10 protein-coding genes are annotated in these 14,353 nt (G+C 63.7%); 1 reads left to right on the top strand and 9 read right to left on the bottom strand.

Annotated elements, in window-relative coordinates:
* Nucleotides 1–14 precede the first annotated feature (14 nt).
* From BRPE64_RS14945 to BRPE64_RS14910, 8 genes are all read right to left on the bottom strand, one after another.
* Nucleotides 15–2,051 (bottom strand): tetratricopeptide repeat protein, encoded by a 2,037-nt coding sequence (locus BRPE64_RS14945; protein ID WP_016354277.1) that lies wholly within the window; start codon nucleotides 2,049–2,051, stop codon nucleotides 15–17.
* A gap of 6 nt (nucleotides 2,052–2,057) precedes the next feature.
* Nucleotides 2,058–3,131, bottom strand: a complete 1,074-nt coding sequence (locus BRPE64_RS14940; RefSeq protein WP_016354276.1) for a capsule polysaccharide export inner-membrane protein — start codon at nucleotides 3,129–3,131, stop codon at nucleotides 2,058–2,060.
* Between the two features lie 76 nt (nucleotides 3,132–3,207).
* Nucleotides 3,208–3,927, bottom strand: a complete 720-nt coding sequence (locus tag BRPE64_RS14935; protein ID WP_016354275.1) for a P-loop NTPase family protein — start codon at nucleotides 3,925–3,927, stop codon at nucleotides 3,208–3,210.
* 7 nt (nucleotides 3,928–3,934) lie between these two features.
* The gene (locus BRPE64_RS14930) at nucleotides 3,935–5,269 is read right to left on the bottom strand and encodes an ABC transporter permease (protein ID WP_044042257.1); all 1,335 of its coding nucleotides are present in this window, start codon (nucleotides 5,267–5,269) and stop codon (nucleotides 3,935–3,937) included.
* Between the two features lie 9 nt (nucleotides 5,270–5,278).
* Nucleotides 5,279–6,409: a polysaccharide biosynthesis/export family protein gene (locus tag BRPE64_RS14925; RefSeq protein ID WP_160167930.1), complete on the bottom strand. Its 1,131-nt coding sequence runs from the start codon at nucleotides 6,407–6,409 to the stop codon at nucleotides 5,279–5,281.
* Nucleotides 6,410–6,460: 51 nt separating this feature from the next.
* Nucleotides 6,461–8,593: a glycosyltransferase gene (locus BRPE64_RS14920; RefSeq protein ID WP_016354272.1), complete on the bottom strand. Its 2,133-nt coding sequence runs from the start codon at nucleotides 8,591–8,593 to the stop codon at nucleotides 6,461–6,463.
* A complete protein-coding gene (locus tag BRPE64_RS14915; RefSeq protein WP_044042256.1) occupies nucleotides 8,593–11,103 on the bottom strand; it encodes a tetratricopeptide repeat protein in 2,511 nt (836 codons plus the stop codon). Before BRPE64_RS14915 ends, BRPE64_RS14920 begins: the two co-directional genes overlap by 1 nt.
* Before the next feature lie 39 nt (nucleotides 11,104–11,142).
* Nucleotides 11,143–12,402: a nucleotide sugar dehydrogenase gene (locus BRPE64_RS14910; RefSeq protein ID WP_044042652.1), complete on the bottom strand. Its 1,260-nt coding sequence runs from the start codon at nucleotides 12,400–12,402 to the stop codon at nucleotides 11,143–11,145.
* 320 nt (nucleotides 12,403–12,722) lie between these two features.
* Between BRPE64_RS14910 and BRPE64_RS14905 the strand changes: the two genes are divergently transcribed.
* On the top strand, nucleotides 12,723–13,466 hold the full coding sequence (locus BRPE64_RS14905) for a Pr6Pr family membrane protein (RefSeq protein ID WP_044042254.1): 744 nt from the start codon (nucleotides 12,723–12,725) through the stop codon (nucleotides 13,464–13,466).
* Between the two features lie 241 nt (nucleotides 13,467–13,707).
* On the opposite strand, the gene BRPE64_RS14900 is transcribed toward BRPE64_RS14905, so the two are convergent.
* Nucleotides 13,708–14,301 (bottom strand): hypothetical protein, encoded by a 594-nt coding sequence (locus BRPE64_RS14900; protein ID WP_044042253.1) that lies wholly within the window; start codon nucleotides 14,299–14,301, stop codon nucleotides 13,708–13,710.
* Nucleotides 14,302–14,353: the final 52 nt, after the last annotated feature.

Below are 14,353 nucleotides of genomic sequence, written 5' to 3'. Positions count from 1 at the left end.
TTCCTGCGTGTGAGTTAAGTTCGCGCCTGCGTAATGTCGACGTCATAAGGTTGTGTCGAGCGATCCACGGGACGCACATGCCGCCAGATGCCGCCGCTCAGCCGCAAATTCTCCGGCGCTCCGGCAAGGTGCGCGCGCAAGTGGCCGAGATAGGCTTGCTGCCAGCGCATGGCATAGACTTCGACGTCCTCGCCCGGACGCACGGCCGGCATCAATTCGAGCGTGCCGACGATCTTTCCGTTCTCCCATCGCGGCGCATAGAACACGGACGGCAAGCCCAGACGATGCGCCGCACGCGCCGCAAAGCTCGAATAGGTGATCTCCTGTCCCGCGAACGGCACACGCGGCGCGGCCGGATCGAGCGCGCCTTCGACTGCAATGCATACCGCGAAGCCCGACTGGAGCGCCCGCAATGCTTCCCTGGCCACCTGCGCCTCGCTTTGGTCAGCAGTCGAAATGAGCGCGGACGCGTACTTCGCGCTCGTCACGCCGGGCGTGGTCGAAAGCCAGCGCGACGGAATGCCAAGCAGTTCCAGAACCATGAGCCCCGCGTACATCGGGCCGACATGCGCCGTCGCCACGACGACGCCCTTGCCGTTCGCCATCAGCGGCATGAGGACGCGCTCGGTTTCATCGAGACTGCCGAGCAGGTTGAACGCTTCTTCGATCCGGTCGTCGCGGCATTCGAGCCATTCGAGCAACAGATGGTCGGCCAGATGTCCCCAGCGCGCGGCGCGTTCCCATTGCGCGCGCGTCAGTTGGCCAGTATCGCGCCGCAGCGACCACGCCCAGTCGAGCCGCGCGCGCGGAATCGCCAACGTGTCGATCTTGCGATCGAGCGCGGCCATGGCTTCGTCGAAGGACGCCGGCAACGACGCGCTGCGCGCACGAAGATAGCCCGCATACAGCGCCGACGCTTCGTCGTGCCTGCCCGCCTGCGACAGCGCCGCCGCTGCCAGCCGTTGCCAGCGTCCGCGCTCCGGATGTTGCGAGACGAGTGTGACGAGCGTATCGGCGGCTTGCGCGTGACGGCCCGCATAGCGCAGCGCGCGGGCGAGCAGCGCGCGGGACTGTTCGAGTGCAGGCGCGAGTTCGCATGCCCGTTGCAGATGCGGTATCGATTCGGCGTAGCGGCCCGCGCGAAGCAGCGTTTCGCCAAGGAGCGACACGAGCCGGATGTCGTCCGGCGCGAGCGCCAAGCCTCGTGAGAAATGTTCGATCGCGCGCGCATGCCGGTCCTCCGGCGTGCCGCGCGCGAGACAGGCTTGCCCGAGTTGAGAGCGCAGCGCCGCGCCATCCTGACCCGAAGCCAACGCAGCTTCACCCGCGTGGACGGCGGCATCGAAACGTTCATCGTTGAGCAGCGCCTGCACCATCGCAGCAGCGACGCGCTCGTCGGACGCAGCGTCAGCGTCGAGCGTGCCCGCGAAACCGGCGGCCAGTGCCGTGTCGCCGCCGCGCATCAACGCGATAAGCCACGTGTGCGCGTGCTTGCCGCTTCGCCGCGCGAGTTCAAGCGTCGCTCGCGCAACGTGTGCGGCATCGTCGGCACGACCTGCCTGCAGGCGCAATTGAATGCGGGCTGCTTGCAAGGGCGCGTCGTCCGGACAGGCGCGCGCGGCCGCATCCGCATGAGCGATGGCCTCATCCCAGCGCTTCAGGCGTCCCAGCAGGCTCGACAGCAAGCGGCGGTCATCGGCGCCATCAGGCCATGCCTCGACCACGACGGACAGAACATCGGCCGCCGCGCTCAACGCGCCTTCGCGCACCAGCGGCGACACCAGCAGACGTCTCAGATCGTCGCGCACATTCGCTTCGCGCACGAGCGCCGCGTCGAGTTGCGCGATCGCCTGCGACGGATCATCGTGCGAACGGATCAGCGCGATCGCCCGATACACGAGCGCGGCGGCATCGGGCTTCGCACCGGCTGCGGCGGCGGCCGAGAACGCGGCGAGACCTGTCGCCCAGTCGCTCTTGAGAACGGCCCGCCTGCAGGCCGCAAACGCATCCACGCTCTGCTTTGCCGGCTGCGCGTCCCGATGCTCGGCCATGTCGGCTTATCCCCGCAAGAAGGAACGCCCGACGCTCGTCGCTAGTTTGACGAACAGCGCCAGCGCGAAGCCGACCGCCAACGCTTCGAGCGCCAGCAGAAAGGCATCGGGACTGGTGGGACGGTCCGAGGGCAAAGGCTTGCTGATCACGGTGAGATAACGCTGCAATTTGAGCGTGTCCGTGAATGCCTGCTGATAGCCCTGTTGCACGGCGTTGAGATTGCTGTCGGCGAAGACCTGCGCGTTCTTCAATTGCTCATATTGTTCGAGCTGAGTCGCCTGCGTGTTGCCTTTGCCGCTCATGCGCTGGCGGACGTCGGCGAGGCGCTGTTTCAGGGCGAAGACCTGCGCGGCTGTCGGCGCCAGCATCGGATGATCGGGATTGCCGAGCGCACGTATCTTGTCGAGACTGAGCTGCGCGGTGCTCAGCTCCGCTTCGATCTGGCCGGACAACGTCAGCAGCATGGCCGCATTCGCCGCGGGGTCCATGTTCTGATTGTCGACGCGCCATTTCGTGAGCGCCGCGCGCGCTGCTTGTGCTTCGCGTTGCGCCAGCGCCACCGCCTCGCGGCTTACCTTGAGCGCATCTTCCACGCCCTTCTGATCCATCCGGTTGACGAAGTCCTGCGCGAGATCGATCAGCGCCGCCGAGATCATGGCGGCATCCTGAGGCGAATACGCGCTCACCTTCATCACGTCCACCTGTTCCATCATGTTGTACGAGACTTTCACGGCGGCATGGTATGCACGATAAAGATCGTCCTGCGACGCGTCCACCGACAAGCGGTTCACGATATCGAAGCCGCTATGCGCGAGCCGCTGACGCAGGCCGATCTTCTGGTCGAGTTGCAGCATGCAGTCGCGCGAATTCAGGAAATCGCTGACGGCCCAGCCGTCGACGAAACCCGCAGCGAGACCGGAGCCGTCGCCCGAAGTGAGAAAGCTCGCGGCGTTCGACGCCGGCGACTGCGCCGTGCTCGCGCGCACGGAAAAGCGCGCCTCCGCCGAGTAACGCGGCCGCGCGATGAAGCTCGAATAAACGAGGCTCAGCACTACCGGCGCGAGAATCAGCGCAAGCATGATCCAGCGCCCGCGACGCCGTGCACGCGCGGCCGCCGCGCGCTCGCGACGACGTGTCTCGATGCCCGGTTCCGGCTCAGAAATCGGCTGAGCCGTAGGCGTTGTTGTCGGATGAGGCGTCGTCGGCTGCATCGACGGATTCGATTCGCGACTGGCGTGAAGGGAATCGACGGATGCACGCGTCGAGGTCGTCGTCGATTCGAAGGGTGCTTCGTTCATAAACCAAACCTTTGATGCAGTAGTCCGCCATCTGTTGCTGACGGTAAGTCGAGAGGATCAGCGTCCGGCCAACGAGACGTTCCTCGAATAATGCGAGCCACAGTCGCGTGAAACGACACGGCTCGAACGGAATGGCGCCCTCGATCACATAGACGTCGAAGTCGGGCGCGAGCGCGAGCGCGAAAGAAACTTCCTGGCGCGTATAAAGCGGCCAGTGCTCCATCGGTACATGGAGATGCTCAGGGCGCGTGATCATGTCGGCGACGAAATCGATGCACGCCGCCGGCTCGATCCCATGCAACGCGCACACGAACTCGATCATGCGAATGCCGCTCGCCTTGCCGCGAATGAAGCCCTGACGGCCGAGCGGCCACGACACGCGTCCCCGATGCTCGACGACGCCCTCGCGAGGCGGCCGCAGACCCGCGAGAATGTCGATCAACGGACGATGACGTTCCGGCGTATGCGACAGCAATGCGTAACGTCCACGGGGAATATCGACGCTCGCTTGCGAGAGCAACGGCGACTGCGAACCGAAGAGCCTGGGCGCATCGGAAACCCGGTTGAGATGGATCATGGCGCACTCACATCGGCTGAACGTTGCTGCGCGCGAAACGTTCGACGCCAAGCGCGACGCTCACCAGAATCACGAGCGACATTACATAGTAGGTCAGGCTCGCGTCGCTCGAGTGGTAGCTGTCGAAATACACTGAGCGCAACAATTGCATGCCGTGTGCGAACGGCGACCACAGCACATAAGCACGGTACTGCTCCGGAAGTTGCTCCGACACGAAGAACACGCTGCTGAATATTTCGAGCAGGCGTTCGAGCGCGGTTCCGAGCTTCAGGAAGAAGCGCCATTCGGTGGCGATCGCGCCGAAGATCAGTCCCATCGCCGCGCCGGCCATGCCCATCGACGCGACGAAGCAAAGAAACGCCGCCCAGTTCGAAGGCAAGGTGACGATATCGAAACAATGCCCGGCCACGATCAAAATGGCGAACACGATCATGTAGATCGCGAGATAGATGATCGACTGGACGAGCGCGCCCATGAGCGGCGTCACGCCTTGCAGATTCAGCAAGCCGCGCGCCGATACATAGCTCGCGCTGCTGCGAAAAATGATCTGGCGGAACATGATCCAGGTCGTCGCGCCCAGCAAGGAGAACGTCGGCACGTCCATGCCGAGCACGAAGTGCGTTCCCATCAAAAAGTAAAGCGACGAAATCAGCGTCAACAGCACGGCCGGCCCGACAAGCGCCCAGATCAATGCGAAGCGGCTCTCGCCCTGAATCATCTGCAATTGCAGAATCAGCAGCGGCAACAAGGCCTGCGGATTCGAGCGCCCGACGCAGACATGCGACGCACGCTGGCGTGCATGCAGCAGGTTCGCACTGGCGCGGAGCACGTCGAGGTCGGCGGCGTCCGCCGGCGCGAGATCGATCTTCAACGCGACGTCGTCGCGCGTCGCACGCCGTCGCGCGTCGCGTGTTTCCTGCTCGACGCGGCGACGCTCGTGCTTCGCATAGGCATCGGCCAGGCGCGCTTCGGCGGACGCGAGCGCGGCAGGCGCATAGCCTTCTCTGAAGACATCGACGCCCGCGCGGATATCGTCTTCGACCAGCCGAATCGCGGTGCGCCATTGCCGCCTTTGCAGATCGACGAGCGCTTCATCGAGCGATGCCTGCAACGCCTCGCGGATGCCTTCCGCCTGCAGCATTTCATATACGCGGCGGCGTTCGAGCGGCGTTTCATGCGGCGACACGCTCAATGCATCGAGAATGCGCCCGAGCGTCGTGACCGGCATCGGCGTGCTCGTGTGCGAGGAACGCGCCGTGGGCTCGACGGCGCCCGCACCCGGCTGATAGGCGCCCGACTGCCGCCGCGCCTGCCAGTTTTTGATTCGGCCTTCGTTGCTCATCACGCGACCTTAGAATGCCGTGGCCGTGCGCGCGACGCCCAGCGTCGAACCGAATGCGGACAGCACCTTCTGGACTTGCGAGTACGGCGCATCGGACACGAGGATAGCATCGCCGTCATGCACCGCGAACGACTGCGCCAACATGATCTGCTCCGGACGCGTGAAGTCGAACTGATAGACCGTGGGACGCATGTCGGCGGTCGCGGCCCCAGCGGCCTGCGCGCTGCGCAACAGATAGACGCCGCGCGGATTCGCCAGCGTATCGTTGAGGCCGTGTGCTTCGCCGATGGCGTCGAGCACGCTGAAATTGCGCTTCGTCAGTTTGATGCGCCCTTGCACGCCCGTTGCGCCGAGCACGGTCAGTTGCTCGACGACATTGTGCGCCACGATCGAGTCGCCGGGGCGAAGCGCGATGTCGTTGGCCGGGTCCTGATACACGTCCGCGAGCCGGATGGTGCCTTCCGCACCGCCGCGCCGCAACGAAATGGCCAGTTGCTCGGGGTTGGTCTGGTTCGGCGCGGCCTGACCGAGCAGATCGCTCAGACGGACCAGATCGCGGCCAAGCGGATACACGCCCGGCTTTTGCAGATCGCCCTGCACGGTGACCGTCTGTCCCTTGCGCGCGGTTGCACGCACGACGACATCCGACGCCGCGACGAGCCGGCTCAGGCGTCGCAAGATCGCCTCGCGCAATTGCGGCTGCGTGAGTCCTTGCGCCCGCACGTTTCCGACATAAGGCAAGTGGATGTCGCCTGCGCTATCGACCTGCAACTCGCCCAGATTCGACGCGCCGTTGTCTCCGGCAGGAAACACGCCGAGCCCGTCACGCTCCCAGATGACGATTTCGATGCCATCGCCCACGGCGATGCGGTCGGAGTCGAGCGGCAGCGCGTCGCGCAATGCCGCCGGAAAACTCGCGCGCGAAGCGCCGCGGCCGGCGCCGGCGATGGCAGGCGTCATGGCGACGAGACGAATGTTGTCGTCCGAGCTGGACGCGTTCATTTCGCTCTGCAAGGGCGCGCTGCGCGGCAGCGTGCATCCCTGCAACGTGGCGGCGCCCGTCAGCGCGACACACATCAACGCCGCAAAGCGCGAGCGCCCGAAATTGAAACCTTGAAACAATGTACCGATCGATTTCACGACGACTTCCATCCTGACCGTTAAGAGATTTGCGTGTGCTGCCATGCGCGCTCAAACGACGCGCGGGCGCTCGCGGACATCGCCCGGGCGGCTGGACGCAGCGGCGTCCATGTCCGGGAAACACAATTCGTTGAACGTGCTGGTCATCGCGTTCACCGAGAACAACAGGCGTGCGCGATCGCGGGCGTGCTGACGCGTCGATGCTTCCGCGCGGCAGCGATCGACCAGCAGCGCCAGGTGCTCGCACGCGGACTGCAGATCGGGTTGCTCGGCGCATTCGAGCAGATGTCCCGTCACGCCATCGACGAAACATTCGGCCGCGCCGCCCGCAGGCGTCGACAACGTTGCCACGCCAAGCATCTGCGCTTCGATCAGCACGTTGGGCAAGCCTTCGAAGCGCGACAACATGACCTTCGCGTCCATCTTCGAGTACCAGAAGCCGACATGCGACGACAGCCCGGCGAACAGCAGCCGATCCGCGATACCGAGTTCGTTCGCGAGATCGATCGCGTCTTGTTGCAGACGCCCGTCACCGACGATGAAGAAACGCGCGCGCGGGCGCTTCTTCAGATACTCGGCGGCAAGCCTGATCCACGACAGCGGACGTTTGTCCGGTTCGAGGCGGAACACGCCGCCGATGGTCTCGGTCGCGTCGGCCGTCTTGTGCGCGAACGCTTCCCAGCGCCGGATGTCGCTTTCATCGCCATGGACGTCGAGTTCCGGCACGCCGTTGTAGAGCACCCGAAACCGCTCCAGCGGCAGGCCGAGCCACTCCGCATACGCCTGCGCGCCGGTGCGGCTGTTGCAGACGAAATAGACGCCGGGCACCATCGCGAGCGCGTTGAAAAGCGCCGCGTATTCGGGCCGATGACGTTCGCGCCGGATGTTCGGCGGCAAACCGCGAAACACCAGATGGATCACGGGTACGCCTGCCAGCAGCGCCGCCAGCGCGCCGAACAGACAGGTGCCGTCCTGCCACAGACTGACGACATCGAAGCGGCGCTCCCGAAAGAGCGGCGCGATTCGCGTCACGCCGTAGTGAACCGTCGCGGGCAGGTTTTGCAGCATGCGCAGAAGATCGGCGTCCGCGATGCTCTGCTCGCTCGCGGCGACCACCGGCAGCGCATTGATTTGCGTGACGGCAACGCCCGCATCCTTGAGCGTGCTCAGGAAGAAGTCGAGCCGCTGGCCTTTTTGCGGGGCCGCGTGCATCGCATGTTGCTTGACGATCACCTCGACGCGGCCCACCGGGCGCGCTGCATCGTCGTCCGCACATGCGGTCGTGGCCGCCTTCTGCAAATGACACGCGAGACGCGTCAACTGGCGTTCCGCGCCGCCCGGGCCGAGGCTGCCGGTGAGCAACGCAATCGACTTCGGACGACGCGGCTCCGGCTGCGGCAACACGCGGTCGCGAAACGACAGAATGGCGTACTTCATCGCGACGATCCGGACATCCTGATCGGCGAGACCGGACTCGCTTTCGAAGCGACGGTAGAACGCGTAATCGTTCGCCAGCGTGGCTGCCAGCTGCGCGGCCTTGCTGTCCGGCGGGAACGAAGCCGCAACCGGCGCCAGCATCGCGTTCGCCTGCGCCAGCAATCCGCGCTTCTTGAGGCGCTTGGCGAAAGCAACCCGCGTATCGCGCCGGTCGTGCCGTTCGATCAGACGCCGAAACAAGTCGTCCGAGGCATCATGCGCCCGCAGGTCGGCAAGCAGTTCCGCGCGCGTCTGACCCTGGCGGACCTCGTCGAGCGTTTCGGGCGCATGCTGGTCGACGACCACACGCGCTTCGTCGCATTTGCTCTCCTTGAGCAGACGCAACACGTAGCCGCGCAAAATGGCCGCATGACCGGGCGCCTCGGCGAGCAACGCGGACCACCGGTCCAGCGTCACCGCAGCGGGTACGGCCATTTCTTCCAGCGTCAGCAGCGTGTATCGCACTTCGACGTCGCCGTCGTGCCCACGCGCGATCTCCCGTGCGCTCGCCAGGGCGCTTTGCGCGCATTCCCCCGCCGACGCCCGCGCCGCGCATTGCGCCAGTTCCGCACGCACGCGCTGCAGTTCGTCTTCGCCGATCTTGTCTCGCGTTTGCGTTTGCGTTTGCGTTTGCGTTTGCGTTTGCGTCTGCGTCTGCGTCTGCTCGCTCGTGCGGCGCAGGCGAGGCCGTGTTCTCGCGCGGCTCATCAGACTGCCACCGCGACGTGCGCCGATGCCGACGCGTGGCGCTCTGCCCGGTCGATCCACAGCAGACATTTCTGGATGTTCGCGTCGATCTGTTCGACGTCTTCGGATTGCTCACGAAGCGCACGCCAGTGAGGCAACGCATCGGCGAAGCGATGCAGACGCATGCATGCAGAAGCCGCAGCCTTCAGGCCGACCGCGTCGTCGGGAACCAGACGGAGGATGGTGGCCGCGACGGCCACGCGCTCTTCGTTGCCGGACAAATCGAGCGCACGCAGGCGCGCACGCAGCGCGGCGATGACCCGCTTCTTCTCCGGCGCGATCTCCGTGCTGACGGAACCCGCCTCGCCGACGAGATCCAGCAGCGCCCACGCCGCCTCGTACTCGTTTCGCGCGAGCATGTCGCGCGCGGCGCGGATGGAGCGCCCTTTGAGCATCGTGATCTGGCTCACGGCATCGTCACGTGCGGTTTGATCGGCCTGCGGGTCGGCCGCAATCTGCGACAAGGCTTCAATGGCTTCGAAATAACGCTCGGCACGCACCGCGACGCGCGCGAGCAACATGCGGATCGATACCGGCGCATCGGCCGCGCGCGCGGCACGCCTCAGATGCTCGAGCGCCGCGTGCGTATCGCCGAGCGCATCGGCTGTGCGGCCGCGCAGGCCGTCGAGATAAGGGAACGACGTGCGCGTATCGAGTGCGAGATTGGACAACGCGATCACGGTCGCATGATCGCCCGCCACGAAGGCCGAGCGCGCGTCCAGAAGCATGCGCCGTTCGAGCGCGCGCCGGGCGCGAATGGCGTCGTCGCTCATCGGATCGAGCAGCCAGCCTGCCTGAATCCTGGAAGCCGCCGCCGGCAGACCGTCGGCGTGCAGCGCGGCGTTCCCTTCGCGCAGCCATTGCTCCGCCTGACGGGCGATCCAGTCGACCGCCTCCGGATCGTCGCTGCGCGACAAACGCTGCGCGCTGGACAACATGGCCGCAGGAACCGCAAAGCCGCGCGCAGCCGCACTCCGCGCCAGTTCGAGCGTGGCAGCGGAACTCAGGCTGACCGGCGCTTCCGCCAGACGCATGAGACCGGTGTGATCGTTCATTCCTGTTGCGCGATTCCACAACCACGCGAAGCTCGCGTCGTGAGACGGCAACTTGATCAACACTTCCCGCGCCCATTCTTCGGCGCCTTCGCGATCGGCCGATGCATCGAGCAGATCGAGCACGGCGGTGGCGGCCTCCGCGCCATCTTGCGACACGCGGAACAAACGCTTCCAGTTCGCCAGCGCCATGTGTCTGTCGCCGAGCTTCGTGGCCGATACGGCGCTGACGCGCAGCAGTTCTTCGGTCTCGATTTCATCGGCGAGCATCGCGGTCGCGAGCTTCCGGGCCGGCTCGAACTGGCCCAGCTCGAAGTGACAGCGCATGAGCAACAGATCGAGTCGTTCGTTCGGGCCGCTGTCCTGACGCTCGGTATCCAGCAGGCCGATCGCGCCTTCGTAGTCGCCCAGCGCCCATTGCATGCGCGCAAGCAGGGCGCGATGATCCGCGCTTCCGTGACTGGCGCGCAGCACCGCACGCACGCGCTTCGAGGCCGTGCACAGTTGACCGGCCTCCCATGCTGTCGCGATGCTGTGTGCATCATCCACCGGCACGTCGCGGCTCGTGGCCCGCCCGATATCCTCGCGGATTCCCTTAGAGAACACGCGCGGCGCGATGAAGCTCCGATACCAGTCCGAAACGAGGCTTTCCGCGAAGGCATCGGTGAAATGCGTGAGATCGAGCCCGCCGTTCTCCAGCGCGTTGACCTGACCGAATTCGAGCATCAGCGCGGTCGGGTCGTAACACGGCACGCCAATGCGTTGCGCGCTGGCACGCACGCTTTCGATGAGACGATGCCGCGATTCGATCAGCACGTTGTCCGGCGTCGTTGCATCGACATGCGTGACGAACACGACGCGCTCGGGGCCGACCAGCACCGCGATCTCGCGCAACTCGCGTTCGATCTCGTCATCCGGTTGATCGCGCCTCAGAATGCGCGCCAGCAGATTCTGATCGCCCGGCGAAAGACGCTTGAACACGGGCTCTTCTTCGAGCCACGCACGCCGCTCGGCCATCATGTCGATGTTCGCCATCGCCCAGAATTTTCGCGAGCGCGCGCGATCGGCGAAGAAGTCGCTGAAATGGCGGCCCATGTAGTTGCACTGGATCGGATAGCCGTCGACGGTCAGCAACTTGCGCGACGACAGCTCGACGATATACAGATCCGCCGCGACGTGCGGCTTCGCATACGCGTCGAGCGAAACGCCGGGGCGGCACACGAGCGTCTGCACGTCAGCGGGAATCGACTGCTGGCCGAACATGAAGCGCAACTGCTGCAGCGCTTCGGCACTGGTGTGCACGAAACCGTAGTTGCGCGCGTTCGAGAGTTTCACCGGCAGGCGCGCCGCACCCTTGCGCAACGGCGTATGAATGCGACACGTCCCGACCGGACTGACCAACAACTTTGACGCTGACATGCGATGCTCCCCGCTGATCGTTTTTGCTGCAAAAACGGCTTACAGTGCCCAGTAGCCGATGAGCGACGGCAGGCGTGACCTGTCGAGCGCGGAGCGCAGATCGCAGACCATGCCGCCGTCGGCGATCATGAGCGGAAGGTCGTTCCAGAACGTCTTCAGGATCACGCGATGCGGCACCGCGAGAATCACGACGTCGAGATTGGACAACTCGGACCGGTCGGCCAGCGTGATGCCGTACTCGTGCTCCATCTGGCTTTTATCCGCCATCGGATCGAAGGCGATCGGCTCGATGCCGTAGTCGCCGAGCGCGTGATACAGATCGACCACTTTCGAATTGCGAATGTCGGGCACGTCTTCCTTGAAGGTCATGCCGAGGATGCCCACACGCGTGGAACGCCCGAGACGGTGCTTGCGCGCGAGCATCTGCACCAGCTTCGACGCGACGTGTGCCGCCATGCCGTCGTTGATGCGCCGGCCGGCGAGAATCACTTCCGGCTGATAGCCGAGTTCCTGCGCCTTCGAGGTCAGATAGTACGGATCGACGCCGATGCAGTGCCCGCCGACGAGACCCGGCGAGAAGCGCAGAAAGTTCCACTTGGTGCCGGCTGCCTTGAGCACTTCCGAAGTCGAAATGCCGACCAGATCGCAGATCTTCGACATCTCGTTCATCAGCGCGATGTTGATGTCGCGCTGCGTGTTCTCCAGCACCTTGGCCGCTTCCGCTACCTTGATCGACGACGCGCGATGCACACCCGCATCGATGATCTTTCCGTACACATCGGCAATGATGTCCGCGCTTTCATCGTCCTGTCCGGATACGATCTTCACGATCTTTTCGAGCGGATGCTCGCGATCGCCCGGATTGATACGCTCGGGGCTATAACCGAGCTTGAAGTCGATACCCGCGCGCAGACCCGACGCCTTCTCGAGTTCCGGTCCGCAGATTTCTTCTGTGGCGCCCGGATGCACGGTGGATTCAAATACCACGATGCTGCCCGGACGCAACACGGGGCCGATCGTCTTGCACGCGCTCACGAGGAGCGAGAAGTCGGGCGTGCATTTTTCATCGACGGGCGTAGGCACGGCCACCACGAAGAAATTGCACTCGGAGAGATCCGACGCGTTGTCGGTGTAGCGCAACGTCGATGCATTCAGCACGTCGCGCTCGATTTCGCCGGTCCAGTCTTCGCCGCTACGCAGCGTGTCGATACGGCGACGATCGACATCGAAGCCGACCACATCGAAACGGCGGGCGAATGCCACTGCCACGGGAAGACCCACATAACCCAAGCCACACACTGCGATCTTGCTGATTTCCACGAATGCTCCCGAAAAGCGGTAATGCTTCGCCGGCGGGAGGTGAACTCAGGTCACCACGAAAGCCTTCGTTCGAGGGCTTTCCGTTTATCCGTCCGCGTCGCCTGTTTGATCCAAGGTGGTACTGCTCTGGGGACGTATTCTTGGGTTTACGAGATAAGACGAACACGAGACGAATCCCAATTTCGCGATACGGAAAATGAAACTCACTGCTTCGCACGCGGCGTGTGAGTGCGGCGCGGGCGCTGTGCGGGCGCGCTGGCCTTGGCGGGGCCGGATCGCCGCGCCCGTAGAATGGCGTGATGTCGAATGAATCTTCCCGATCGTCGCGGCAAGAATCCGGGTTGCCGCTACACGCGCCGAGCACGGCGTCGCTTGCGGTTGCGGCCGCCATCGCGATGATCGCGTGGCTCGCGTTCGCCGCGCAGACCGATATCACCATCGCGCGGCTGGTCAATCGCGGTTTCACCGTGTTCGACGGCCTTGCGCGGATGACCAGTTATCTGACGAATCTCACGGTGCTGCTGACCGCGCTGTGCTTCACGTGCGTCGCGACGCGCGCGCCCTTCCCGCTCGCGCGATTCTTTCGCAGGCCGACCGTCGTGACGGCGGTGGTCGTGTATATCGTGTTCGTCGGGATCGCGTATAACGGGTTGCTGCGCTATTTGTGGACGCCGTCGGGCTATCGCGCGCTCGTCAACGAGTCGCTGCATACGGTGGTGCCTGCGCTCGCGGCCTTGTACTGGTTTTTGTTCGTGCCGCGCTTTCATCTGTCATGGCGACGATGTGCGCTCTGGCTCGTCTATCCGCTGTCTTATCTTTGCATCACGTTATGGCGCGGGAGACTGTCCGACTTTTATCCTTATCCGTTCATCAATGTCAGCGAACTCGGCTATGAGCGCGTACTGCTGAATGCGGCGATGCTCGTCGTCGCGTTTATCGTGTTGATGAGCGTGTTTCTTGTGATCAACCATCGGCGCGAAGATCTGGATGTGAGTGATCCGGAGGATGAGGCGGGGGATTCGTCTTCTGGGGGCGCTGAGTAGGTGGCCGATCACAACCGTATCGGGCCACACTGCGTGCATGCGCTGACGAAGTGAGCGTGAAACGAACGGGGCATCCTGGATGCATCAAGTCTTTGACAGACGAAGGGATTGAATCTATTCGTGCGCCTGCATACCCCTTACCGTCTCCGAGTGTCCCTGACGACTTTTAGGTTACGCAGACGGGCCAGAGAAGCCCGTCTGACGGAAATTGCACCGGGAGCACGGCGCTATCACGCTAAATTTATTTATCGCCGCTCGACGTGAACTCGACGTCGCTTACCAGACCCTTGTCGTTGAACGCCACGATAAGCTGCTTGCTGTAGATCTTAAGGCTGAACGCCGAACCGGAAACCTGCGTGTAGCTATAGATCAGCGCATCGTCCCCCTTGTTCTTGATCAGCGGATAGACAGCGTGGCCGCCCGGGTTTCCAAACGTCGAAATCACTTCATGTCGCGTCGTTTTGCCTTTGACGATCGAACTCACCTTCGACTCATCGAAGTCAGTGGAGTCCGACTTGAATGAACTGATGAACTCGTCTCCGACTAGCGTATCGTTGAACAAGGCGAAGTTCATCGCACGAGCTGGTGTAACCCCGCTTTTCACCGCTTCGCCACTCGTGCTGGCATAAGCGTATTTCTTGAGCTTGACGATCTGGCCATTTTTTGTGAGCTCGCCGTTCTGATAGGGCTTGCCCATTTTCGACTCCAAATCCGTCGCAGTCGATCTTCCCACTTGCAGTTGTCCCGCTTCCGGCCGCACGAAGTCGGTGCCGGCACAACCGGACAAAAATGAGACCGCAGACAGGACAGCAATCAGGTGCTTCTTGTTGTTCATAGATTATGTTTTTAAGCTGGTGAATCGAGGAAAGACTCAAGCCGTTTGCGCA

It is taken from the genome of Caballeronia insecticola (genome assembly GCF_000402035.1).
Classification (GTDB): domain Bacteria; phylum Pseudomonadota; class Gammaproteobacteria; order Burkholderiales; family Burkholderiaceae; genus Caballeronia; species Caballeronia insecticola.
The sequence above is the reverse complement of the archived record's forward strand: the minus strand, read 5'-3'. Positions and strand labels throughout refer to the sequence as shown.

What these genes read in the sequence shown, in the direction of transcription:
- BRPE64_RS14930 (WP_044042257.1), bottom strand. Translation starts at nt 5,269, where the DNA reads ATGAGCAACGAAGGCCGAATCAAAAACTGGCAGGCGCGGCGGCAGTCG.
- BRPE64_RS14905 (WP_044042254.1), top strand. Translation starts at nt 12,723, where the DNA reads ATGTCGAATGAATCTTCCCGATCGTCGCGGCAAGAATCCGGGTTGCCG.
- BRPE64_RS14940 (WP_016354276.1), bottom strand. Translation starts at nt 3,131, where the DNA reads ATGCTTGCGCTGATTCTCGCGCCGGTAGTGCTGAGCCTCGTTTATTCG.
- BRPE64_RS14900 (WP_044042253.1), bottom strand. Translation starts at nt 14,301, where the DNA reads ATGAACAACAAGAAGCACCTGATTGCTGTCCTGTCTGCGGTCTCATTT.
- BRPE64_RS14915 (WP_044042256.1), bottom strand. Translation starts at nt 11,103, where the DNA reads ATGTCAGCGTCAAAGTTGTTGGTCAGTCCGGTCGGGACGTGTCGCATT.
- BRPE64_RS14945 (WP_016354277.1), bottom strand. Translation starts at nt 2,051, where the DNA reads ATGGCCGAGCATCGGGACGCGCAGCCGGCAAAGCAGAGCGTGGATGCG.
- BRPE64_RS14935 (WP_016354275.1), bottom strand. Translation starts at nt 3,927, where the DNA reads ATGATCCATCTCAACCGGGTTTCCGATGCGCCCAGGCTCTTCGGTTCG.
- BRPE64_RS14920 (WP_016354272.1), bottom strand. Translation starts at nt 8,593, where the DNA reads ATGAGCCGCGCGAGAACACGGCCTCGCCTGCGCCGCACGAGCGAGCAG.